22 protein-coding genes and 1 pseudogene are annotated in these 23,664 nt (G+C 68.9%); 12 read left to right on the top strand and 11 right to left on the bottom strand.

Annotated elements, in window-relative coordinates:
- Window positions 1–70: 70 nt before the first annotated feature.
- The 7 genes from hslU to sdhC all read right to left on the bottom strand — a co-directional run bounded on the left by hslU (window position 71) and on the right by sdhC (window position 6,217).
- Complete coding sequence (gene hslU, locus HD841_RS10740; RefSeq protein ID WP_179508905.1) at window positions 71–1,363, bottom strand: ATP-dependent protease ATPase subunit HslU; 1,293 nt, start codon at window positions 1,361–1,363, stop codon at window positions 71–73.
- 110 nt (window positions 1,364–1,473) lie between these two features.
- Window positions 1,474–2,019, bottom strand: coding sequence for an ATP-dependent protease subunit HslV (gene hslV, locus HD841_RS10735; RefSeq protein WP_179509373.1), 546 nt, complete (start codon window positions 2,017–2,019; stop codon window positions 1,474–1,476).
- 357 nt (window positions 2,020–2,376) lie between these two features.
- Complete coding sequence (locus HD841_RS10730) at window positions 2,377–2,634, bottom strand: 3TM-type holin (protein ID WP_179508904.1); 258 nt, start codon at window positions 2,632–2,634, stop codon at window positions 2,377–2,379.
- Window positions 2,631–3,170, bottom strand: a complete 540-nt coding sequence (locus tag HD841_RS10725; protein ID WP_179508903.1) for a glycoside hydrolase family 108 protein — start codon at window positions 3,168–3,170, stop codon at window positions 2,631–2,633. Before HD841_RS10725 ends, HD841_RS10730 begins: the two co-directional genes overlap by 4 nt.
- A 433-nt stretch (window positions 3,171–3,603) precedes the next feature.
- Window positions 3,604–5,406: a succinate dehydrogenase flavoprotein subunit gene (sdhA, locus tag HD841_RS10720; RefSeq protein WP_179508902.1), complete on the bottom strand. Its 1,803-nt coding sequence runs from the start codon at window positions 5,404–5,406 to the stop codon at window positions 3,604–3,606.
- Complete coding sequence (gene sdhD, locus HD841_RS10715; RefSeq protein WP_179508901.1) at window positions 5,406–5,789, bottom strand: succinate dehydrogenase, hydrophobic membrane anchor protein; 384 nt, start codon at window positions 5,787–5,789, stop codon at window positions 5,406–5,408. The genes sdhA and sdhD overlap by 1 nt, the downstream gene beginning before the upstream one ends.
- Window positions 5,789–6,217: a succinate dehydrogenase, cytochrome b556 subunit gene (sdhC, locus tag HD841_RS10710; RefSeq protein ID WP_179508900.1), complete on the bottom strand. Its 429-nt coding sequence runs from the start codon at window positions 6,215–6,217 to the stop codon at window positions 5,789–5,791. Before sdhC ends, sdhD begins: the two co-directional genes overlap by 1 nt.
- A 208-nt stretch (window positions 6,218–6,425) precedes the next feature.
- Here sdhC and HD841_RS10705 point away from each other — a divergent pair, with 208 nt between their 5' ends.
- The 4 genes from HD841_RS10705 (at window position 6,426) to HD841_RS10690 (ending at window position 11,114) form a co-directional block, all read left to right on the top strand.
- The gene (locus tag HD841_RS10705; RefSeq protein WP_179508899.1) at window positions 6,426–7,787 is read left to right on the top strand and encodes a methyl-accepting chemotaxis protein; all 1,362 of its coding nucleotides are present in this window, start codon (window positions 6,426–6,428) and stop codon (window positions 7,785–7,787) included.
- A 1-nt stretch (window position 7,788) separates the two neighbouring features.
- On the top strand, window positions 7,789–9,168 hold the full coding sequence (locus tag HD841_RS10700) for a methyl-accepting chemotaxis protein (RefSeq protein WP_179508898.1): 1,380 nt from the start codon (window positions 7,789–7,791) through the stop codon (window positions 9,166–9,168).
- Window positions 9,169–9,475: 307 nt separating this feature from the next.
- Window positions 9,476–10,168 carry an SDR family NAD(P)-dependent oxidoreductase gene (locus HD841_RS10695; RefSeq protein ID WP_179508897.1) on the top strand — a complete coding sequence of 231 codons (693 nt, stop codon included), beginning with the start codon at window positions 9,476–9,478 and terminating at the stop codon, window positions 10,166–10,168.
- Window positions 10,158–11,114: a 50S ribosomal protein L11 methyltransferase gene (locus HD841_RS10690; protein WP_179508896.1), complete on the top strand. Its 957-nt coding sequence runs from the start codon at window positions 10,158–10,160 to the stop codon at window positions 11,112–11,114. Before HD841_RS10695 ends, HD841_RS10690 begins: the two co-directional genes overlap by 11 nt.
- A gap of 203 nt (window positions 11,115–11,317) precedes the next feature.
- On the opposite strand, the gene phhA is transcribed toward HD841_RS10690, so the two are convergent.
- Entirely contained in the window at window positions 11,318–12,190 is an 873-nt protein-coding gene (gene phhA, locus HD841_RS10685; RefSeq protein WP_179508895.1) for a phenylalanine 4-monooxygenase, read from the bottom strand.
- A 26-nt stretch (window positions 12,191–12,216) separates the two neighbouring features.
- Here phhA and HD841_RS10680 point away from each other — a divergent pair, with 26 nt between their 5' ends.
- The gene (locus HD841_RS10680; protein ID WP_179508894.1) at window positions 12,217–12,891 is read left to right on the top strand and encodes a TIGR02117 family protein; all 675 of its coding nucleotides are present in this window, start codon (window positions 12,217–12,219) and stop codon (window positions 12,889–12,891) included.
- Window positions 12,882–13,670, top strand: a complete 789-nt coding sequence (locus HD841_RS10675; RefSeq protein ID WP_179508893.1) for an alpha/beta fold hydrolase — start codon at window positions 12,882–12,884, stop codon at window positions 13,668–13,670. The genes HD841_RS10680 and HD841_RS10675 overlap by 10 nt, the downstream gene beginning before the upstream one ends.
- Window positions 13,671–14,246: 576 nt before the next feature.
- Here HD841_RS10675 and HD841_RS10670 read toward each other — a convergent pair.
- A complete protein-coding gene (locus HD841_RS10670; protein ID WP_179508892.1) occupies window positions 14,247–14,525 on the bottom strand; it encodes a hypothetical protein in 279 nt (92 codons plus the stop codon).
- Complete coding sequence (locus HD841_RS10665; protein WP_257015446.1) at window positions 14,526–15,518, bottom strand: glycerophosphodiester phosphodiesterase; 993 nt, start codon at window positions 15,516–15,518, stop codon at window positions 14,526–14,528.
- A gap of 141 nt (window positions 15,519–15,659) precedes the next feature.
- Between HD841_RS10665 and HD841_RS10660 the strand changes: the two genes are divergently transcribed.
- The 6 genes from HD841_RS10660 to HD841_RS10635 all read left to right on the top strand — a co-directional run bounded on the left by HD841_RS10660 (window position 15,660) and on the right by HD841_RS10635 (window position 23,523).
- On the top strand, window positions 15,660–16,199 hold the full coding sequence (locus tag HD841_RS10660) for a 2Fe-2S iron-sulfur cluster-binding protein (protein ID WP_179508890.1): 540 nt from the start codon (window positions 15,660–15,662) through the stop codon (window positions 16,197–16,199).
- Window positions 16,196–17,176, top strand: a complete 981-nt coding sequence (locus HD841_RS10655; RefSeq protein WP_179508889.1) for an FAD binding domain-containing protein — start codon at window positions 16,196–16,198, stop codon at window positions 17,174–17,176. The genes HD841_RS10660 and HD841_RS10655 overlap by 4 nt, the downstream gene beginning before the upstream one ends.
- Before the next feature lie 3 nt (window positions 17,177–17,179).
- Window positions 17,180–19,414 carry a xanthine dehydrogenase family protein molybdopterin-binding subunit gene (locus tag HD841_RS10650; RefSeq protein ID WP_179508888.1) on the top strand — a complete coding sequence of 745 codons (2,235 nt, stop codon included), beginning with the start codon at window positions 17,180–17,182 and terminating at the stop codon, window positions 19,412–19,414.
- Window positions 19,415–19,638: 224 nt separating this feature from the next.
- Window positions 19,639–21,831 carry a xanthine dehydrogenase family protein molybdopterin-binding subunit gene (locus tag HD841_RS10645; protein ID WP_179508887.1) on the top strand — a complete coding sequence of 731 codons (2,193 nt, stop codon included), beginning with the start codon at window positions 19,639–19,641 and terminating at the stop codon, window positions 21,829–21,831.
- A gap of 158 nt (window positions 21,832–21,989) precedes the next feature.
- A complete protein-coding gene (locus tag HD841_RS10640; protein ID WP_179508886.1) occupies window positions 21,990–22,913 on the top strand; it encodes an XdhC family protein in 924 nt (307 codons plus the stop codon).
- Window positions 22,900–23,523, top strand: a complete 624-nt coding sequence (locus tag HD841_RS10635; protein ID WP_179508885.1) for a nucleotidyltransferase family protein — start codon at window positions 22,900–22,902, stop codon at window positions 23,521–23,523. Before HD841_RS10640 ends, HD841_RS10635 begins: the two co-directional genes overlap by 14 nt.
- Window positions 23,524–23,563: 40 nt before the next feature.
- Here HD841_RS10635 and HD841_RS10630 read toward each other — a convergent pair.
- A pseudogene (locus tag HD841_RS10630) lies at window positions 23,564–23,664 on the bottom strand (IS5-like element IS711 family transposase); the annotation flags it as partial.

Here is a 23,664-nt window from a genome sequence, read left to right as displayed (position 1 = left end):
CGCGAGGCCAGCCGGCGCCGTTCGTGCCGAGGGCTCGGCACGAACGGTCGGCGCTGTCGGCACCCCTCGGTTACAGCACGAAGCGGCTGAGGTCCGTGTTCCGCGCGATCCCCGCCAGCTGCTTGTCGACATAGGCGGCGTCCACCGTCACCGCCTCGGTACGATCCTCGGCGTCGAAGCTCACCTCTTCGAGCAGCTTCTCCATCACCGTCTGCAACCGCCGCGCGCCGATATTCTCGACCTGCCCGTTCACCTCGGCGGCGATCCGCGCGATCGCGGCAATACCGTCGTCGGTGAAGGTCACCTCCGCGCCCTCGGTGGCGAGCAGCGCCTTGTATTGCGCGGGCAGCGACGCCTTGGTGTCGGAGAGGATTGCGATGAAATCCTCCTCGGTCAGCCCCTTGAGTTCGACGCGGATCGGCAGGCGGCCCTGCAATTCGGGCAGCAGGTCGGACGGCTTGGCGACGTGGAACGCGCCGCTGGCGATGAAGAGGATATGATCCGTCTTCATCGGCCCGTATTTGGTCGCCACCGTCGTCCCCTCGATCAGCGGCAGCAGGTCGCGCTGCACGCCCTCGCGGCTGACCGATCCGCCGCGCACGTCGCTGACCGCGATCTTGTCGATCTCGTCGAGGAAGACGATGCCGTTCGCCTCGGCGTCGGCGAGCGCGGTACGGCTGACCTCGTCCTGGTCGAGGCGCTTGTCCGCCTCTTCCTCGACGAGCTTATCCCATGCCGCGCGCACCGACAGCTTGCGGCGCTTGAGCGGTTGGCCGCCGCCGAACGACTTCATCATCTCCGACAGGTTGATCATCTGCGGGCCGGCACCCGGCACCTCGAACGGCGTCGTCGCGGCCTGTTCCAGCTCGATCTCGATCTCGGTCGCGTCGAGATGCCCGTCGGCGAAGCGCTGCTTGAAGCTCTCGCGCGTCGCCGCGCTCGAATCCTTGCCGACCAGCGCGTCGAGCAGGCGCTTCATCGCCGCCTCCTCGGCCTTGTCCTTCACCGCGACGCGGCGGCGCTCCTTCTCCAGCCGGATCGCCTCCTCGACCAGGTCGCGCGCGATCTGCTCGACGTCGCGACCGACATAGCCGACCTCGGTGAACTTGGTCGCCTCGACCTTGACGAAGGGCGCGTCGGCGAGCTTCGCCAGCCGGCGGCTGATCTCGGTCTTGCCGCAACCGGTGGGCCCGATCATCAGGATGTTCTTGGGCGTCACCTCGTCGCGCAGGTCGGCGGAGAGCTGCTGCCGGCGCCAGCGGTTGCGCATCGCCACCGCGACCGCGCGCTTGGCGTCGGCTTGCCCGATGATATGGGCGTCGAGGGCGGCGACGATCGCCTTGGGGGTCAGGTTCTGGTTCATGTCATTCTTCCCCCCTCCCGCTTGCGGGAGGGGCCGGGGGTGGGCAGGCCACGGGCGGTGCAAGGCGTGGACGGACCCACCCCAACCCCTCCCGCAAGCGGGAGGGGCGATTACGTCGTGCTGTCCATCACCTCGATCGTCGTGCGATCGTTGGTGTAGACGCAGACCTCGGCGGCGATCGCCATCGCCTTGCGGCAGACGGTTTCGGCATCGGCCTCGTAATCGACCAGCGCGCGCGCCGCGGCGAGCGCGTAATTGCCGCCCGACCCGATCGCGGCGACGCCGGCCTCGGGTTCGAGCACGTCGCCGTTGCCGGTGAGGATCAGCGTCACGTCCTTGTCGGCGACGATCATCATCGCTTCGAGATTGCGGAGATATTTGTCGGTGCGCCAGTCCTTGGCCAGTTCGACCGCGGCGCGCATCAGCTTGCCCTGATGCCGCTCCAGCTTCGCCTCCAGCCGCTCGAACAGGGTGAAGGCGTCGGCGGTGGCACCCGCAAAGCCGCCGATCACCTGTCCGTCCGCGCCGAGGCGGCGGACCTTCTTGGCATTGGGCTTCATCACGGTCTGGCCCATCGAGACCTGGCCGTCGCCGATGATGACGACCTTGCCGTTGCGCCGGACCGACAAAATGGTGGTGCCATGCCAGACCGGCATGGAATGGGAATCGCTCATGGGGGCGATGTAGGGTGTCGTTGCGTAGGGGCAACGGGCGCAGGCGACGGTTTCGCGCGAAGAGGCGTTCACGCGGCGGCGCGCGGGAAAAAGGAATGGTGGTTCGCGCAGAGGCGCGGAGACCGCAGAGGACAAGGGTGTGCAGGACACCGCGTCCCACCTCCATCGTCATCCCGGCGAACGCCGGGACCCATGGTTGCGACGTTGCCGCTGTTACGCGCGCGAGCGCGGGGGCGCGCCCGTGGGTTCCGACTTCCGTCGGGATGACGTCCGGGGGAGGACGAGCACGGCGCTCGCCCCCCATCCAACCCCTTCGCGCCTTCGCGCCTTCGCGCGAACCTATTTCTCGACGCCCCTCGCCTTCCCCCACGCGCGCGCCGCGGTGTAGCCGAGATAGCCCGTGCCGAAGAGCGCATAGAGCGGCTCGGGGATCGCCGAGAGGTACGCCCCCATGCCGCGCGCCATCGCCGCCGCCACGGCGGGGCGGAAGGCGGCGACGATCCCCATCGGGATCGACCATAGCAGCAGCGCGTACATGACGTAGAGGAACGCGGGCCGCGCGCGCGTCACCCAGCGATCGGGCGTCGCGGCGGTCATGCGACCCGCCCCGCCAGCCAGCCGTAGAGGAACGCCTCGTCCGCCGGGCGGCGTTCGGCGAGCGCCAGATAGCGTTCGCCCTGCAACGCGTCGATCGCCTTGATCAGCACGGCCTCGCCGCCGCTGCCACGATGCGCGAGGAACGCATCGAGCGCAGCGAGCGTGTCCGCGCCGATCCGCTGGTCGACCGCGACATCGGGATAATCGCGCGCGCCGCGGTTGAGCGCGTTGAGTGCGCGTTGCAGAAAGCCAGTGGCGGTCGCCGTCCCCATGTTGACGCCTGTGTCGAACAACTCCGCCGCCAGCGCCGGCGCGCGCGTCGCGACCTGGTCGAACCCGGCGCCGTGCCAATAGACGCGCGCGTAGATTGCCGCCGCGACGCTGCGCGGCAGGTCGCGCATCGCGCCATGATAGCCGTTGGCGCGCGCCACCGCGGCGCTGATCCCCCAGCGCGTCGCGCCGCCGCGGTCGGCGGGATGATCGACATAGCCGCCTTCGCGGTCGATCAGTTCATCGATGAGGGTCCGGATCGTCATGGCGCACTCCCTTGCCGTTGCAGCGACACGGGCGACCATGGCTTTTCCAAATAGGACAGCAGTTTATGCGGCGGCGAAACATGCCAGCGATTACAATGGCATGGAAGGCAGCACGGCGCAGACGCATCCAACGCCCGACTCACACGCCTGTACCGAAACACACATACTTCGGAGGAGACGAGCACCCGGCCAAGCCCGCATCACCGGTGGCTCAGCACCGTGCTCCTGCGAAAGCAGGAGCCCAGGGCCACACAAACAACGACTTATGGCGCGCGGGACTCCTGGACTCCTGCTTTCGCAGGAGCACTGGAGCGCTTCGCAAAGGTCTCGACCAGGCTGGGCATGTATACCGCCGTCGGCGCACAGTGCGGCCCATCGCATAGCGCCCGACGCCCCCGCTCCGTCCGGAGCGATATGCGTCGGGCGCGGCGGCTTAATACACCCGCTTCTTCGGCTTGATGTAATCGACGTCGTCGGTGAGCGTGTAATCGTGCACCGGACGATAATCGATCGCGGTGGCACCGCCGACGCCGCCCCAGCCGGTGAAGGTGGTGATCGTATGCTTCATCCACTCGCCGTCGTCGCGATCCGGATAATCCTCGTTGACGTGGGCGCCGCGCGATTCCTTGCGGTTGGCTGCCGAATCGATCGTCACCACCGCCTGCGCGGCGAGATTGTCGAGCTCGAGCGTCTCGATGAGGTCAGTGTTCCAGATCAGGCTGCGGTCGTTGACCGACACGTCGGCGATCTCGGCGTAGATGCCCTTCATCAGCGTCTGGCCCTCGGTGAGCAGCGCATTGTCGCGGAACACCGCGCAATGCTTCTGCATCGTCCGCTGCATCCGCCCACGGATTTCCGCCGTCGGAATGCTGCCGCTGGCGTTGCGGAACTTGTCGAGGCGGGTCAGCGACAGCTCTTCCGAGCCCTTGGGCAGCGGATTGTGCGTGCCGTTGGGCTTGCAGATGTCGGCGATCCGCTTGCCGGTGGCGCGGCCGAACACGACGAGATCGATCAGCGAGTTGGAGCCGAGGCGGTTGGCGCCATGGACCGAGACGCACGCCGCCTCGCCCACCGCGAACAGGCCGGGAACGACGGTGTCGGGATTGCCGTCCTTGAGGTGGACGACCTCGCCGTGGAAGTTGGTCGGGATGCCGCCCATATTGTAATGGACCGTCGGCGTGACGGGCAAAGGCTGGCGGGTCAGGTCGACGCCGGCGAAGATCTTGCCGGTCTCGGTGATGCCGGGCAGCCGCTCGTGCAGCACCGCGGGATCGATGTGATCGAGGTGCAGGAAGATATGGTCGCCGTTCTTGCCGACGCCGCGGCCCTCACGCATCTCCATCGCCATCGACCGCGACACGACGTCGCGGCTGGCGAGGTCCTTCGCCGACGGCGCGTAACGCTCCATGAAGCGCTCGCCCTCGGAGTTGGTGAGATAGCCGCCCTCGCCGCGCGCGCCCTCGGTGATGAGCACGCCGGCGCCGTAGATGCCGGTCGGGTGGAACTGGACGAACTCCATGTCCTGCAACGGCAGGCCGGCACGCAGCACCATGCCGCCGCCGTCACCCGTGCAGGTGTGCGCCGAGGTCGCCGAGAAATAGCAGCGGCCATAGCCGCCCGTCGCGAGCACCGTGTTGTGCGCGCGGAAGCGGTGGATGCTGCCGTCTTCCATGCACAGCGCGACGACGCCGCGGCACTGGCCGTTCTCCATGATGAGATCGAGCGCGAAATATTCGACGTAGAAGTCCGCGTCGTAGCGCAGGCTCTGCTGGTAGAGCGTGTGCAGCATCGCGTGGCCGGTCCGGTCCGCGGCGGCGCAGGTGCGCTGCGCGGGCGGGCCCTCGCCCATGTTCTGCATCATGCCGCCGAACGGACGCTGGTAGATGCGCCCCTCGTCGGTACGGCTGAACGGCATGCCGGCATGTTCCAGCTCGTAGACCGCGGCGGGCGCCTCGCGGACCATATATTCGATCGCGTCCTGGTCGCCGAGCCAGTCGGAGCCCTTGACGGTGTCGAACATATGCCAGGTCCAGTGATCGGGACCCATGTTGCCGAGGCTGGCGGCGATGCCGCCCTGCGCCGCGACGGTGTGGCTGCGCGTCGGGAACACCTTGGTGATGCAGGCGGTCTTGAGGCCGTTCTGCGCGCATTCCATCACGGCGCGCAGGCCAGAGCCGCCGGCGCCGACGACGACGGCGTCATAGGTGTGGTCGATGATCTTATAGGCGTCCGACATTATGCGGCAGCTCCGAAGGCGACCTTGAGGATCGCGAAGATGGCGGTCGCGGCGGTGGCGACCGTGAAGAAGTTGAGCAGCAGGATCGCGGCGACGCGCTTCTGCTCATGCTGGTAATCCTCGATCACCACCTGAAGGCCCAGACGGAAATGATAGAAGACCGAGACGATCAGCAGCATCATCGGCACCGCGGCCCAGCTGTTCTGCAGCCAGCTGTGCACGCTGGCATAATCATAGCCGGGCATGCGCGCGATCGCGAAGACGAACCAGAGCGTCAGGAACAGGTTGGAGCCGGCGGTGACGCGCTGGCGCCACCAATGGTGCGCGCCGTGCTTGGCGCTGCCGAGGCCGCGGACGCGGCCGATGCTGGTGCCGGTACCCATTACTTCATCCCCAGGTAAAGCCAGAAGGCGACGGTCAGCACGACGCCGGCGGTGAGCGCGGCGAGGCTGGACAGCTTGGCCGTCTTCAGTTCGTAGGCGGCACCGGCATCCATGAACAGGTGGCGGATGCCGTTCGCCATGTGCGTGAAGAACGCATAGGTCATGCCGACGCCGATCACCCAGCCCAGCGGGTTGAGATGGCCGGTGTCGGTGGTGAAGACATCAAGGAAGGTCGCATAGGCGTCCGCCCCCGAGGCGATCGCGGCCAGCCACCAGACGAGCAGGACGGTACCCACCGTCGCCATGCCCGAACCGGTCGCGCGGTGAAGGATGGAGACCAGCATGTGCGGCCCCCAGCTGTAGTGAAGCTTCAGGAAGCCCGAAAAGAGATGCGGGCTGCGCGGACGCGCCGGAGTGCGGGATGCCATGAACGGTCCTCGGGCAAAATCGAATGCACTGCCTATTAGGCCGGGGGCGCGACGATGCAACCCATTGTGGCCGCTTCCGCGCGCGCACTGGATCGCCGACGCCCGGTTTCGCGGCACCGGCGCCGAACCCGCTTCTAACCGCACATTAACCAGTGAAGTCTAATTCGGACAATATCGTTCACGCCCCCGCTGATCGCCGGAGACGCTCTTGCCCGACACTGCCCTTCCCCAGCCGGCCAGCATCGCCGCCGCGATCGACCTGCGCAGTCGCATCGTCGCGTTCGACGGGGGCGAGAATACGCTGCTGCCGCGGGCGGCGGAATTGTGGACGATCATCGAACCCGACGCGCCGATGATCGTCGATGCCTATTGGTCGCATTGGCGCCGCGCGCATCCGGGCGCGGCGGAATGGACGCCGCTGGAGAACGAGCGCCGCCTCGCCGCGGGCATCGCCTATCTGCGCAACCGCTGCTGCCATCTCGACGGGCTCGCCTGGGTCGAATCGCTCGAACGCTCGGTCGCCGCCGCTTATGCCGCCGGCGTCTCGACGATGGAGGTGCTGGCGATGTCCTGCGCCAGCGACCGCGCCGCGCTCCAGGCGCTGATGGCGCGCGTCCCCGCCGACGACCCCCGCCAGGGCGCGCTGATCGACGCGCTGATGCGCCTGTTCGGCATGGAGACCGAGCTGACCGTCGAACTGTTCGCCGGCTATGCCGAACATGGCGCGCGGATCGCCCGCGAGGGGCTTGCCGCCGAATTCCGCGAGGGGATCGCCAGCGCGGTCGAGATCGCCACCGACGAGGGCCGCGCGCTGCGCGACCAGGCGCAGCGCAGCTCGGGATCGGCGCGCGGCATGCTCGGCAAGGCGAGCGAGGTCGCCGCGGCGGCCGAACAGTCCGCGGTCGCGATGCGCGAGGCGGCGCAGACCGCCGCCGGCCTGATCCGCGCGATCGAAGACGCGCGCACCGAGGTCGAGGCCGCCGCCGAGATCGCCAGCCGCGCCAGCCTGCAGGCGACCAACGCCGTCGGCATGTCGGAGACGCTGAGCGACCACGCCAAGTCGATCGAATCGATCCTCAGCCTGATCCGCGACATCGCCGGCCAGACCAACCTGCTCGCGCTCAACGCGACGATCGAGGCGGCGCGGGCGGGTGACGCCGGCCGCGGCTTCGCGGTGGTCGCGCAGGAGGTGAAGAGCCTCGCCAACCAGACCGCGCGCGCCACCGACGACATCGCCGCCAAGATCGCCTCGATCCAGTCGGCGACGCGCTCGACGGTCGACACCAACGCCAGCATCAAGACCACCGTCACCGAGGTGCAGGAAAGCGCCGACCGTATCCGCTATGCGATGGAGGCGCAGGCGCAGACCGTCACCGCGATCACCGCCGCGGTCGACGAGACCGCGCTCGCCGCCGATTCGATGTCGAGCACGATCGCCGCGATCCGCACCGATACCGAGACGGTCGCGGCGGAGATCGACGACGTCGGCCGCGGCTTCGATCGGCTCGACGGCCAGCTCAATGCGCTCCAGACCAGCGCCGGCGAATTCGTCGCCAAGGTCGCCGCCTGACATGCCCGCCGCGCTCCTCCGTCGCCATGGCATCACGGGCGACACGCTGCGCGCCCGGCGCAGCATCGTCGAGCATCTCGGCGACTATGATTGGGACGGCACGCTGGCCGCCTCGTGCCGCGACATCGCCGCGCTGCTGCGCCCCGAGGATTACCGCGAGGTCGCCAGCCGCTTCTGGGATCATTATCTCTCGCTGCCCGACGCGCGCGAGCTGAGCCGGCTGGTCACCCCCGAACGGCGCGAGCGGCGGGTGCATGAAAGCGCGCATTACGCCTTCCTCAAATACAATGCGCCGTTCGACGAGGCGTGGGGCGAGATCGCGATCACCAATGCCGAGCGTTCGGAACAGTCGGGCATCCCCCTGCCCAGCCTGCAGGCGGCGCTCGCCCAGTCGCACAGCTTCACCGTGCGCACGCTGGAACAGCATTGCGAGGGCGACACCAAGCGACTGCTGCGTCTGTGCGACGCGGTCCAGCGGATCGCATTGGTCGAATCGGATCTGATGACCGGCCGGCTTGCCGCGTTGCGTGCCGAGGCGGCGCGACAGGAACGCCAGACGCGCTCGGCCGCCTTCCGCGAAAGCATCGCCAGCTCGATCGAGGGCGCGGCGACGCTGGGCGCGCGCATCCGCGTGCAGGCCCATGCCGCCTCCGCCTCGACGCGTGAGGTGCTCGGCAAGGCGAGCGAGGTCGCCGCGGCGGCCGAACAATCCGCGGTCGCGATGCGCGAGGCGGCACAGACCGCCGCCGGGCTGATCCGCGCGATCGAGGATGCCCGGATCGAGGTCGATTCGGCCGCCGGCATCGCCTTCCGCGCCAGCGAACATGCCGGCGAGGCGGTGCGCGCGAGCGAATTGCTCAGCGACCATGCCCAGTCGATCGAATCGATCCTCGGCCTGATCCGCGCGATCGCCGGGCAGACCAACCTGCTCGCCCTCAACGCGACGATCGAGGCGGCGCGCGCCGGCGACGCCGGCCGCGGCTTCGCGGTGGTCGCGCAGGAGGTGAAGAGCCTCGCCAACCAGACCGCGCGCGCCACCGACGACATCGCCGGCAAGATCGCCGCGATCCAGCACGCCACGCGCACCGCAGTGGCGACCAACGCCTCGATCAAGGCGACGGTCGCCGAGGTGCAGGAGAGCGCCGACCGCATCCGCTTCGCGATGGAGGCGCAGGCGCATACCGTCACCGCGATCACCGCCGCGGTCGACGAAACCGCGCTCGCCGCCGATTCGATGTCGAGCACGATCGACGCGATCCGCGCCGATACGCAATCCGTCGCCGGCGAGATCGACAGCCTCGGCGAGGGCTTCGGCGAGGTCGGCGACCGGCTGGGGCAGTTGCAGCAATCCGCGGACAGCTTCTCGGCCAGCGTGGGGTGATATGCGGGTTGGCGCTGCCCAACGCCGCTCCCGCCCTGGCCGCCCTCTACGAGGGCAATCGCATATGGCGGCGGTAAAGAGGCACGTTCGATTTCCCCGATGGATTCGTCACCCCGGACTCGTTCCGGGGTCCACCCGGCCGCAAGGGGACGGCCGCGCCTCTTGCGCTTCTCCCAGCCGCAGAGTGGACCCCGGAACGAGTCCGGGGTGACGGGGCGGACCGGGAAGCGCGCGACTCCTACGCGATGCCCTTCCGCCGGGTTGCCCCCCGGTTGCCGCCCCCTTCCCCGCCGCCTAAAGCCGCAGCATGGCTATTCTTCTGACCGGATCGAGCCGCGGCATCGGCGCGGCGATCCTCGACACCCTCACCGCCGGCGGTGCGCAGGTGATCGGACACGGCACGCGCAGCGGCATCGCCGCCGACTTCGCCGATCCCGCCGCGCCGCGCGCGCTGTGGGACGCGGCGCTGGCGCAGGCCGGCACGATCGACGTGCTCATCAACAATGCCGGCGTGTTCGAGGCCAATCCGCTGACCCGCGACCACGACGACTGGGTCGCCGACTGGGAGCGGACGCAGCGCATCAACCTCACCGCGGCCGCCGAACTCTGCCGGCTCGCGATACGCTATTGGCAGGGCAGCGGCACCGGCGGTCGCATCGTCAACATCGCCAGCCGCGCCGCCTATCGCGGCGACAGCCCGGCGCATTGGCATTACGCCGCCGCCAAGGCCGGCATGGTCGCGATGACCAAGACGATCGCGCGCGGCTATGCCAAGGAGGGCATCCTCGCCTTCGCGATCTGCCCGGGGTTCACGATGACCGGCATGGCCGACGATTATCTCGCCAGCCGCGGCGGCGACAAACTGCTCGCCGACATTCCGCTCGGCAAGGTCGCCGATCCCGCCGAGGTCGCCGCGGTGGCGCGCTTCTGCGCCTTGGAGGCGCCCGCCTCGATGACCGGCGCGGTGCTCGACGTGAACGGGGCGAGCTATGTCCGCTGAATCCGCCGGCACGAGCTGGAAGGTCAGCCTGCCCTGCACCCGCGCCGAGGCGGAGGCGATCGACAGCGCGTCGGATCTCGCGATCGACGCGGTGCTGATGACCACCGAGGAGGTCGAGGACGATGTCGAGCGCTGGCGGCTCGACGCCTATCTGGAGCACGAGCCTGACGCGGCGATGCTGGCGACGCTGCACGCGCTGGTGCCGAGCGCAAGCGGCCATGATCCCGTCGTCGAACGATTGTCCGACCAGGATTGGGTGGCGATGAGCCAGGCGGGGCTGGAGCCGATCCGCGAGGGCCGGTTCGTCGTCCACACCAGCGCGCATTCGGTCGCGCCGCCCGCTGGCGGCCGCGCCTTCCTGATCGAGGCCGGGCAGGCGTTCGGCACCGGTCATCACGGCACCACGAGCGGCTGCCTCGCGATGCTCGACGGACTGGCGAGCGCCGGGCGACGCTTCGACACCGTGATCGACGTCGGGACCGGCACCGGACTGCTCGCCTTCGCCGCGGTCGAGCTGTGGCCCACCGCGACGGTGGTAGCGACCGACATCGATCCGGTGGCGATCGACGTGACCCGTGAGAATGCGACGCGTAACGGCGTCGCCGGCGTCGCACTGTTCGTCGCCGACGGCGCGCGGCACCCGGATATCGACCGCGCGGCGCCGTACGATCTCGTCATCGCCAACATTCTTGCCGGACCGCTGGTATCGATGGCGCCCGAACTCGCCGCGATCGCCGCGCCGGATGCGGTCATCGTGCTGGCCGGGCTGCTCGAGACGCAGCGCGAGACGGTGGTCGCCGCCTATGCGGCCTGCGGCTGCGCGCTGGAGGCGATCGACCGCCGCGGCGACTGGACGGTGCTGCGGCTGCGCGCCGGGGCGGAGCGCTACGTCCCCACCGCGCCGTTCGATCCCAAGGGCCGCGACGGCTGGGCGCTCGACCTCTAGGCCGGATCGACATTACAGCTTCCGGACGTTCGCTTGAGTCCGCCGCCTCCCAATTCCACCCCGTCACCCCGGACGTGTTCCGGGGTCCACCCGTCCGCAGGAGCAGCCGCCCGATCTCATGCGGCACGGTGGATGCCGGAACGAGTCCGGCATGACGGGTGGGTTTGGCGGACGTCGCGACCCCATCCGCATTTCGGCAGAACCTACCCCCGCGCCTTGCTCCGCGCATAATGCTGCGTGCCGTGCGTCAGCACGCGATCGCCCGCGACGATCGCCGCGACCGGGATATCCTCCTGCGCCTTCAGTTCCTCGTACAGCGGCGCGAAGTCGGTCTCGACCGTGATCCGCAGCAGCTCGTCGAAGCTCGGGATGACGAAGTAATTCTGCTGGAAATCGTCGATCCGATATTCGGTGCGCATCACCCGCGCGATGTCGAAGGCGATGCGATTGGGGCTGGGATCGTCCAGCGCGAAGCGGCTCTCGGCGAAGCTCGACACGATGCCCGAGCCATAGATGCGCAGATCGTCGCCCTCCTGGATCAGCCCGAACTCCACCGTGTACCAGTAGAGCCGCCCAAGATATTTCAGCGCGTCCAGCCCCAGCGCACGCTGCCCGCCGCGGCCATAGGCCTCGAGATAATCGGCGAACACCGGGTCGGCGAGCATCGGCACATGGCCGAAGACGTCGTGGAAGACGTCGGGCTCCTGCAGATAGTCGAGCTGGTCGGGGCGGCGGATGAAATTGCCCGCGACGAAGCGGCGATTGGCCATATGATCGAAGAAGACGTCGTCCGGCACCAGCCCCGGCACCGCGACCACCTGCCAGCCGGTCAGCGCCATCAACCGTTCGGACAATTCGGCGAAATCGGGTATGCCCGGCTTCGACAGCTTGAGCACGTCGAGTCCGCGCAGATAGGCGTCCGAGGCGCGGCCGGGCAGCAGTTGCGACTGGCGCGCGAACAGCGTGTCCCAGGTCGCATGCTCCTCGGCGGTGTAATCCTGCCAGTTCTGGGCGATCGTCCAGTCGGCAGCGGCGTCGGCGGGGGGCGTGTCGGTCACGTGCGATTCATCGGCCATTGTGGTAGACTAGCATAAGGTTTCGAATGATACGACCTCATGTCCTTGCGATTGCAGGTAGATGGATCGCAGGGCTGGCGGCGCTGATCGTGCTGCTCATCGCGGGCTATGCGGCCGCGGGACTGGTCGGGGGTGCGATTCCGGCGCATGCGGCATGGCGGCCGCCGGCGCAGGGCGTCCGTGTCTATATCGAATCGAACGGCATCCACGTCGGACTGGTGGTGCCGAAGGTCGCGGCGGGTGTGGATTGGCGCGACTGGGCGCCGGGAGCGGACCTCGCCGATCCGCGTTACGGAGGATATGATCATCTTGCCATCGGCTGGGGCGAAAAGGCCTTCTATCTCGAAACGGCGACCTGGGCCGACCTCAAGCTGCGCACGCTGCTCGCCGCGGCGCGCGGCAGCGACGCGACCTTGATGCACGTCGAACACGTGCCCGCACCCCGCGTCGGCGGCGCCGTGCGCAGCGTGCTGCTGCGCCCGGCGGAATATCGCCGGCTCGCCGCCTATCTCCGCGCGGGCGTCGCGCCGCGGCGCACCCGCTATCGCGGCTATGACGCCAACGACGTCTTCTACGCCGCGCGTGGCCATTACAGCGCGGCACGGACCTGCAATGCCTGGGCCGGCGACGCGCTGCGCCAGGCCGGCGTGCGCGTCGGCCACTGGACGCCGTTTCCGGTGACGGTGATGGCATGGTTCTAGACCGGTTGCAGGCCGGCTTTGCACGCTGGCGCAGCGAACCTCCCGCGCATGCGCGCTTCGGCACCGATTTCCTCGCGCCGCCGCCGCCGCCCAAGGCGCTGGCGGCGAGCGAGGTGCCGCGCGTTGCCTGGATGCTGGCGACCCGCTGGCGCTATGTCGCGGCGCTGGCGGCGGTGCCGCCGGGGCGTGGCGGCGCGGTGATGGTGCTGCCCGGCCTGTTCGACGCCGACGGATCGAGCGTCGTGCTGCGCGACTATCTCACCAAGCTCGGCTATCGCGCGGAAGGCTGGGGCCTCGGTCGCAACCTCGGCGTCAAGAGCGTCGGGATCGAGGCGGAGCGGTTGATTGCGCGCGTCGAAAGCCTGTTCGCGGAGGCGGGGCCGGTGACGCTGGTCGGGGTCAGCCTTGGCGGGATCATGGCGCGGCTGGTCGCGCATCGCCGCCCCGATCTCGTCCGCAAGGTGGTGACGGTCAGCTCGCCCTATGCCGGCGGCGGTCGCGCGACCAACGTCTGGCGCGCTTTCGAATGGGCCACCGGCGAGCGCGTCGACGACCCCGCGGTGATCGCACGCAGCCAGGCGATCGCCGCCCCGCTGCCCGTGCCGTGCACCGCGATCTGGAGCCGCAGCGACGGCTTCGTCAACGGCTTCATCTGCCACGACCCCAGCGCCGAGGCGGTCGAGGTGAGCAGCGGCCATCTCGGCGTCCACATCCACCCCGAGGTGCTGATCGCGATCGCCACCGCCCTGGGGAAGGATACGGTGGTGCAGGACCGGTGACGGGGCTGCTTGTTTAGGACTTGGAGGATGCCCCCCAATCGTCATCCCGGCGACCGTCGGGACCCATGGTCACGGGCGGCTGATGGCCTCGCGCCAGCACTGACGGTCCGCAACCATGGGTCCCGGCCTTCGCCGGGATGACGAAGGGGGGGGGGCGGGTATCTACAAGACCCGATCTGTCCGCGATGATCGGGGCAACCACCCTCCCCCATTTTCGTCATCCCCGCGCAGGCGGGGATCCAGACGCGCGGACCGTCGTGAGTCTCACCGGCGCCAGCGTTTATGGATCCCCGCCTCCGCGGGGATGACAAAAAGAAAGGGGAAGACGACGCCCCGCCCTGCTCAATAGCCCGCGCGAAAGCTCGAATAGCGGCAGGCGTCCTGATCGTCGGGGTGCTTGCGGCATTGCTCCGCCGCCTTCTTGTGTTCGGTGTCCCCCACCCGGTCCGTCATCCCGACGAAAGTCGGAACCCATGGATACGGGCGGCTGATGGCGGCGCGCCGACACTGACGGCCCGCAACCATGGTCCCGGCCTTCGCGGGGATGACAAAGAGAGAGGACGACACCCCCCGCGCTCAATACCCGGCGCGATAGCCCGAATAGCGGCACGCATCCTGGTCGTCCGGATGCTTGCGGCATTGCTCCGCCGCCTGCTTGCGCTCGCGGCCTTCCTTGGCCTCCTGCTTGCGCATCTTGCGGCCGTAGTTGCGATCGGCCTCGTCCTGGCTGGTGGTGGTCCAGTCGACCGCCTTGCCGGCGACCTGGAACGGCGCCTTGACGATCGAGGTGGCGGTGCTGACGCAGCCACCGCCCGCCAGCGTCAGGGGGAGAAGAACGAACGCTATCTTACGCATTTACGGATGATCCTTGGCCGCACGGCGGGTCTCGACGCCGATTAGCGGATAATCCGTGAAGAATCCGTCGATACCAAGGCCGATTGCGGCACGGATCTCGCCCGCGACATCGCCATGCGTCGCGGGATCGTCGCCACGGCGGAAGCGCGCCGGCAGGAAGACGTTCTCGGCCCGATAGGTCCAGGGATGGACCTTGAGCCCCGCGGCATGCGCGTCGGCGACCAGATTGGTCGGCGCGTCCCCGCGCCACAACTGCCCCTTGTCCGGCCCCAACCCATAGGCATAGGTCGCGATCTGCCGGAGCCCCGCCGGGGTCAGCATCGCCGCATAGCTCGGCGCGGCGCCGTCCGCCGGACCGCCCTCGCCCGCCATCAGCTGGATCAGCCGCACCTGCGTGATGCCGTGGAGATGCTGGAGGTTCTTGACCTCGAACGACTGGATGAACACCGGCGCGTCGGCGCTGTCCCAGCCCGCCTTGCGCAGCTCGGCAACCAGCCGGTCGTCGGTCGGATGGCCGATGCTGGCGAAATAGGTCGGGTGCTTGGTTTCGGGATAGATGCCGATCGTCCGCCCCGTCTCCTGCGTCCGCCGCTTGGCGAGCGCGATGATCTCGGCGAGCGTCGGTATCTCGTACTTGCCGTCATAGGCGGCATTGCCGGCGCGCAGCTTGGGCAGCCGTTCGCGCGCGCGCAGCGTCTTAAGCTCGGCGAGCGTGAAATCCTCGACGAACCAGCCGGTGATCGTCTGGCCGTCGATCGTCTTGGTGGTGCGACGGCTGGCGAATTCGGGATGCGCGGCGACATCGGTCGTCTCGGCGATCGCATTCTCGTGCCGTGCGACGAGCACGTCGTCCTTGGTCGGCACCAGATCGGGCTCGATGAAGTCGGCGCCCTGCGCGATCGCCAGCTCGTACGCCGCCAGCGTATGTTCGGGTCGCGAGCCGCTGGCGCCGCGGTGCGCGATGACGATCGGGGTGGGAAAGGGCTTGGCCATCGGCCGATCCTGCCCGTTCGAGGGCGCCGACGCCAGCAGCGCGGCAGTGAGAGCGATTCGCAAACCGGAAACCATCATGATGAAGCGCGTTAGGGGCGTAATCCTTCACGGATATGACTCCCCGACCCCGCGAGGCAGCGCATGCAGTTCACGATCAACGGCCAATCCTTTGAGGCCGAACCGGATATCCGCACCTCCCTGCTCGATCTGTGCCGCGAGCATCTCGGCCTGACCGGCAGCAAGAAGGGCTGCGACCACGGCCAGTGCGGCGCGTGCACGATGCTGGTCAACGGCCGTCGGATCAATTCCTGCCTCAGCCTCGCGGTGATGCATCAGGACGACGAGATCACGACGATCGAGGGGCTCGGCACACCCGAGGACCTGCATCCGCTGCAATCCGCCTTCGTCCGGCATGACGGCTATCAGTGCGGCTATTGCACGCCGGGGCAGATCTGTTCGGCGGTCGGCATGCTCGACGAGGTCCGCAAGGGCTGGCCGAGCCACGTCACCGGCGATCTCGACGCGCCGCGTTTCGGCGACGAGGAGATTTCGGAGCGGATGAGCGGCAATCTGTGCCGCTGCGCCGCCTACCCCAATATCGTCGATGCGATCCGTGAGGTCGCCGAGTCCGACGGGACGGTCGATATCGCGCATCGCCAGACGGTGGGAGCCGGCGCATGAAGACCTTCACCTACGCCAAGGCAAATGACGCCGAGACCGCGGTGCGCGACGCGCACGTCTCCGGCGCCAAGTTCATCGCGGGCGGCACCAACCTGCTCGACCTGATGAAATTGCAGGTCGAGACGCCTGACAAGCTCGTCGACATCAGCCGGCTGCCGCTTGGCGAGATCGAGGAGCGCGAGGACGGTGGGCTGACGATCGGTGCGCTGGTGCCGAATTCCGACCTCGCTGCTGACCCGCGCGTGATCGAGAAGTATGAGGTGCTGAGCCGCGCGCTGCTCGCCGGCGCGTCGGGCCAGTTGCGCAACAAGGCGACGACCGGCGGCAATCTGCTCCAGCGGACGCGTTGCTATTATTTCTACGACACCGCGACGCCGTGCAACAAGCGCGAGCCAGGCACCGGCTGTTCGGCGGTGGGCGGATTCAACCGCGTGCTGGCGGTGCTCGGCACGTCCGAGCATTGCATCGCGACGCATCCGGGCGACATGCCGGTGGCGATGCGCGCGCTCGACGCGACGATCATCACGCTCAAGGCGGACGGCGACAAGCGCCGCATCCCGATCCACGATTTCTACCGCCTGCCCGGTGACACGCCCAACATCGAGACGGTGCTAGAACCCGGCGAGCTGATCACGCATGTCGAGCTGCCCGCCCCGCCCAAGGGCAAGCAGACCTATCGCAAGGTGCGCGACCGCGCCTCTTATGCCTTCGCGCTCGTTTCGGTCGCCGGCGTGGTCGGCGTCGAGGACGGCAGGATCGCCTCGGCGGCGCTCGCCTTTGGCGGGCTTGGCCCGATGCCGTGGCGCAATCCCGCGGTGGAGGCGGCGCTGGTCGGCCAGGCGCCGTCCGACGCGCTGTTCAACACGGCGGCCGACATCCTGCTCGCCGATGCCAAGGGCTATGGCTCGAACGACTTCAAGATCCCGCTGACGCGCCGGGTCCTGATCGCCACCCTGCGCGACCTCACGGGAGAATAAGCGATGTTCGGTTTCGGCAAGGGCGACACCAATTCGCTCACCATGAACACGGCCCATCCCGACAGCCTGCTCGACCGCGGCGTGCAGGATGTGATCGGCAAGCCGCTCGACCGGATCGACGGGCCCAAGAAGGTGTCGGGCAAGGCGACCTATGCGGCGGAATATGCGCTCGACAACGTCGCTTATGGCTTCCTGGTGCGCGCCACCGTCGGCGCGGGCAAGATCACCAGGCTCGATGCAGAGGCCGCCAAGGCGATGCCGGGCGTGATCGACGTCATCACCGATTACGCCACCTTCCTGCGCAATCCGCAACAGGGCGGCGAGACCAGCGCGCCGACGCAGGGCGTCGAGGATGTCGCCTATCATGGCGAGATCATCGCGATCGTCGTCGCCGAAAGCTATGAAGAGGCGCGCGACGCCGCGCATCACGTCAAGGTCGATTATGCGCCCGGCGAAGGCCGCTACAGCTTCCTCGCGCATCGCGAAGAGGCGGAAAAGCCCAAGCCGCAGCAGATCCCGCCGCACCACAAGCAGGGCGACATCGACAAGGCGATGGCCGCGGCCGCGCATACCGTCGACGTCACTTATACCACGCCGAGCCAGAATTCGGCGGCGATGGAGCCGCATGCCAGCCTCGCCATCTGGGAAGACGGCGCGCTGACGCTCTACGGCGCGTACCAGATGCCGTCGTCGGACAAGCAGCAGCTCGCCAAGTCGCTCGGCGTATCGGCGGACAAGGTGCGGATCGTCGCCGCCTTCGTCGGCGGCGGCTTCGGCTCGAAGCTCGGCATCGCGCCCGAGAGCGTCGCTGCGGCGATCGCCGCCAAGCGGCTCAATCGCCCGGTCAAGGCGGTAATGGCGCGCCAGCAGGTCTTCGACGCCACCGTCCGCCGCTCCAACACCGAACAGCGCATGCGCCTCGGCGCGGACGCCGACGGCAAGCTGACCGCGATCGGCCACGAGACGATCACCTCCAACCTGCCCGGCGAGGATTTCTTCGAGCCCGCCGGCATGGCGACGCACTTCCTCTACGAGGGCGAGAACCGGCTGATCACGCATGACATCGTCCGGCTCGACTGGATGCTGGCGGGATCGATGCGCGCGCCGGGCGAAGCGGTCGGCCTGATCGCGCTCGAAGGCGCGATTGACGAACTGGCGGAGACGATGGGCATCGACCCGATCGAGCTGCGCCGCCGCAACGAGCCCGAACAGGACCCGGAAAAGAAGATCCCCTATTCGTCGCGCTCGCTGATCCCCTGCCTCGATCGCGGCGCCAAGGCGTTCGGCTGGTCGCAGCGCAAGCCCGCTGGCACCGACCGGCGCGGCGACTGGCTGTACGGCATCGGCGTCGCCTCGGCGGCGCGGTCGAACATGCTGCAGAAGTCGGCGGCCAAGGTGTCGATCGACGGCCAGGGCAAGGCGCATGTCGAGACCGACATGACCGATATCGGCACCGGCACCTATACGATCCTCGGCCAGATCGCCGCCGAGATCCTCGGCCTGCCGCTGGAGGACGTGATCGTCCATCTCGGCGACACCGATGCGCCGCCGGGCGCGGGCTCGGGCGGCTCGTGGGGCGCGGGCTCGTCGGGATCGTCGGTCTATCTCGCCTGCGAGGCGCTGCGCGGCCAGATCGCCAAGGCGATGGGGGTCGACGAGGGCGCGATGACGCTCAAGGACGGCCGCGTCATCGCCGACAACCGCAGCGTGCCGCTCGCCGAGCTGGTCGGCGAAGGCATGGAGGCGACCGGCCAGATCGCGCCGGGCCATCAGGAAAAGACGTTCAACCAGGCGAGCTACGGCGCGCATTTCGCCGAGGTCGCGGTCAACGTCGTCACCGGCGAGGTGCGGGTGAAACGGATGCTCGGCGTCTTCACCGCGGGGCGCATCCTCAACGAGAAGACCGCGCGCTCGCAATGTCTCGGCGGCATGACCTTCGGCATCGGCTGCGCGCTGACCGAGGAGCTGATCCACGATCCGCGCAACGGCAAGATCGTCAACCGCGACCTCGGCGAATATCACGTGCCGGTGAACGCCGACGTGCCGCAGCTCGAGGTGGAATTCCTCCACGAGCGCGACATTCAGGCCAATCCGCTCCACGCCAAGGGGCTGGGCGAGCTCGGCATCTGCGGCGCGGCGGGCGCGATCGGCAATGCGATCTACAACGCCACCGGCGTGCGCGTGCGCGACTATCCGCTGACCCTCGACAAGCTGCTGGAGGGCCTGCCCGCGGTGTGAGAGCCTGCTTCTTCGTCACCCCGGACTTGTTCCGGGGTCCACCGTTCCGCAGGAGCAACCACCCGTTCTCCTGCGGAACGGTGGATGCCGGAACCAGTCCGGCATGACGGGTGGGTAAGGCTAAGGTCGCAAACCGCTGGACGGCGACGATGGTGTCGGATGCCACCTTCACCCCACCTCCCCCGCCTCCTACATGCCACCCGACCGGGGAGAGGATCGACGCGATGAACGAGATGACGATGGACCGCGCCTACCGGCCGGAGGGGCTGGCGCAGGCACGGCAGGGCGTGCTCGGCGCGCCGGTGCCGCGTATCGAGGGGCCGGCGAAGGTCAGCGGCACCGCCCGCTACGCCTATGAGGGCACCGACGCGGACACCGCTTATGCCGCGATCGTCGGCGCGCCGATCGGCAGCGGCCGCGTCACCGGCATCGACAGCGCCGCCGCGGAGGACATGCCCGGCGTGCTCGCGGTGATCCACGGCGACCCGCGCATGGTCACCGGCGGCAGCAATTCGCAAGCCGCGGCGCATAGCGATACCGACACGATCTTCCATTACGGCCAGCCCGTGGCGATCGTCGTCGCCACCGACCAGAGCATCGCCCGCGACGCCGCGGCGCTGGTCGTCGTCCATGCCGAGCCCGGCCGCGACCGCTTCGATCAAGACGCGCAGCCGGTGCAGCGCGACCATAAGCTCGGCTTCCTGCCGGCGATCGACATCGGCGATCTCGATGCGGCGCTGGCCGCCGCCCCGGTGGTGCTCGACCGCAGCTACACGACGCCGGTCCATTATCCCGCCGCGCTCGAACCGCATGCCAGCACCGTCGCCTGGGCAGACGGCAAGCTGCTGGTCCGCACCAGCAACCAGGTGATCGGTGCCGCCCGCCGCACCATCGCCAAGGCGCTCGCCCTCGCGCCCGAGGATGTGCGCGTGCTCGCGCCGTTCGTCGGCGGCGGCTTCGGCGGCAAGACCGGCGTCGGGCCGGAGGTGATCCTCGCCGCGATCGCCGCCGAAAAGGTCGGGCGGCCGGTCAAGATCGCGCTGCCGCGCGCGCAGACCGCCTATCTCGTGCACCATCGCTCGGCAACGACGCAGCGCGTCCGCATCGGCGCCACCGAAGACGGGCGCATCACCGCCTTCGCGCACGAAGGCGTCGCCGCGCAGAACGACGATGCCAGCTTCCTCGAACCGATCCCGTTCGGCTCGCTGCCGCTCTACGTTGGCGAGGCGCGCCGCTTCCGCACCGATCTGGTCCGCCTCGACCTGCCCGCCACCGGCGCGGTGCGCGCACCGGGCGAGGCGATCGGCACCTTCGCGGTCGAATGCGCGATGGACGAACTCGCCGGACAGCTCGGCATCGATCCCATCGAGCTGCGCCGCCGCAACGAGCCCGAGGTCGATCCGGTCAACGGCAAGCGCTTCTCGACGCGCCGCCTGCTCGATTGCTACGACGAGGGCGCGCGCCGCTTCGGCTGGGCGGAGCGACGCAAACGCCGCGAGGGCGACTGGCTGATCGGCCACGGCATGGCGGCGGCGCTGCGCGGCAATTTCACCGTCAAGGCGGAGGCGCGGGTGACGCTCGGCGCCGACGGCCGCGCGACCGTCGCCTGCGACATGACCGATATCGGCACCGGCACCTATACGATCCTGGCGCAGACCGCGGGCGAGATGCTCGGCCTGCCCGTGCCGTCGGTCGACGTCCAGATCGGCGACAGCGACCTGCCTGCCAGCGCCGGTTCGGGCGGCTCGTTCGGCGCGGGCAGTGCCTGTTCGGCGGTGGTGCTGGCGTGCGAGGAGATCATCGCCGCGCTCGCGCTGCGCATGAATGCCTCCCCTGAGGAACTGGCGCTGCACGACGGCTGCGTCACCGCCGGCGGGCGCAGCGTCGCGCTCGCCGACCTGCTGCATGGGCAGCCGATCGTCGCCACCGGCAAGACCGGCCCCGGCACCGAGACGCAGGCGACGAGCCAGGCGAGCCACGGCGCGCATTTCGTCGAGGTCGCGGTCAATGCGGTGACCGGCGAGGTCCGGGTGCGGCGGATGCTCGGCGTGTTCGACGTCGGCCGCGTGCTCAACGCGAAGACCGCGGCGAACCAGCTCATCGGCGGCATGGTCTGGGGCCTGTCCTATGCGCTCGGCGAGGAAGCCGTGGTCGACACGCGCAACGGCCATTTCGTCAATCCCGACTTCGGCGAATATCACGTCGCGGTGCACGCCGACGTGCCGCGGATCGAGGTGCATTTCATCGAGGAGATCGACGACAGTGCGAACCCGGTCGGCGCCAAGGGGGTCGGCGAACTCGGCATCTCCGGCGCGGGCGCGGCGGTGGCCAATGCGATCCACGACGCCTGCGGGGTGCGCGTGCGCGACTTCCCGGTAACGCTCGACAAACTGCTGGCAGGATTGCCGCCACTTTAATTCCCCCCCCCCCCCCCGCCAGGGGAGGTGGCGCGCCGAAGGCGTGACGGAGGGGGAGGATACGGCGAACTCCGCGCTTGCGGAAGCACCCCCTCCACCACCGCTTCGCGGCGGTCACCCTCCCCCGCTGAAGCGAGGGAGGACTAAAAGGAAAGACCATGGCCGAAAACGATTCCGTCCTTACCGCCGCCCGCCATTGGCAGGGCGAACCGCTCGCCCTCGCGACGGTGGTCTCCACCTGGGGCAGCGCGCCGCGGCCCAAGGGCAGCCATATGCTCGTCCACGCCGACGGCCGCTTCGAGGGCTCCGTCTCCGGCGGCTGCGTCGAGAGCGACATCCTCCAGACCGCCGCCGAGGTGATCGCCGGCGCCCCCTTCCAGCTCAAGCGCTACGGCGTCGCCGACGATGCGGCATGGGAGGTCGGCCTGCCCTGCGGCGGTGAGATCGCGGTGATGGTGCAGCCGGTGTCGGCGACCGGCTTCGATCCCGAATTGTTCGACCGGATCGCCGAGGCGCGCGAACGCGGCGAGGCAGTCACCGTCACCACCGACCTCGCCACCGGCCACAGCGACCTCAAGCCGCTGGAGACGGGCGAAGTGTTCGCCAACCGCTACGATCCGGCCCGGCGGTTGCTGATCGTCGGCGCGGTGCAGATCGCGCAGGCGCTCGCCGAACTGGCGCGCACGCTCGGCATCGCCACGACGGTGATCGACCCGCGCGCCCGCTTCCTCACCGAGGAGCGCTTCCCCGGCGTCACACTCGACGACCGCTGGCCCGACGACGCGATCGAGGCGCTCAAGCCCGGCCCCGCCACCGCGGTCGTGACGCTCAGCCACGACATCAAGATCGATGACCCCGCGCTGATCGCCGCACTGGCGACCAACGCGCCCTATGTCGGCGCGCTCGGCAGCCGGCGCAGCCATGCGGCGCGGCGCGAACGGCTCGCCGCGGCGGGCCTCTCCGCCGAGCAGATCGACCGGATCGATGCGCCGGTCGGCATCGATATCGGCGCGATCGGCCCGTCGGAGATCGCGCTGTCGATCGCCGCGGCGATGGTGGGAGCATTCCATGATCGCCGTTGAGGATTGCGTCCTGGTGCTGCTCGCCGCCGGTCGGTCGAAACGGATGGGCGATATCGGCAGCAAGCTCGACGCACCCTTCCTCGGCCGCCCGCTGGGGCTGCACGTCGCGGTGGCGCTGGAGGACATGCCGTTCCGCGAGCGCGTCGCCGTCGTCGGCCGCGCCGAGTGCGACTATGCCGCGCATGGCTTCACCGTCGTGCGCAACGACGATCCGCAACTCGGCATGAGCCGTTCGCTCGCGCTCGGCGTCGCCTGCGCCCGCGCGCACGGCGTCCGGGCGGTGGTGGTGGCGCTTGCCGACATGCCGCGCGTCACCGCGACGCACATCTATCAGTTGCTCGACGCCGCCGATGACGAGCATGCCATCGTCGCCTCGAGCGACGGCCGCGCTCCCAAGCCGCCGGCGGTGTTCGGTGCGGCACGGTTCGACGCGCTGATGGCGCTGGAGGGCGACGCCGGCGCACGCGCGATGGTGCGCGCGGGCAAGCATGTCGTGACGACGCCCGCGGAACTGATCGACGTCGACACGCCCGAGGAACTGGAGCGCCTGCGCGAACTGGTCCACGCGCCGGAAGCCTATACGCGCCGCGGGCGGCAGTCGTTCGGCTAGGACGGGTCGGGGACTATGCCCCCCTAGGTGCTGTCTGCATTCATCTTAGCCAGATCATGGCACATGCGAGATGGACGAAGCCCATGAAGGCGGAAATGGTCTTCTCGCATCGCAGGGCGATACGGCGGAAGCGTTTGAGCC

The organism is Sphingomonas melonis (genome assembly GCF_013409985.1).
Classification (GTDB): domain Bacteria; phylum Pseudomonadota; class Alphaproteobacteria; order Sphingomonadales; family Sphingomonadaceae; genus Sphingomonas; species Sphingomonas melonis_A.
This window is presented reverse-complemented; position numbering and strand designations above follow the sequence as displayed.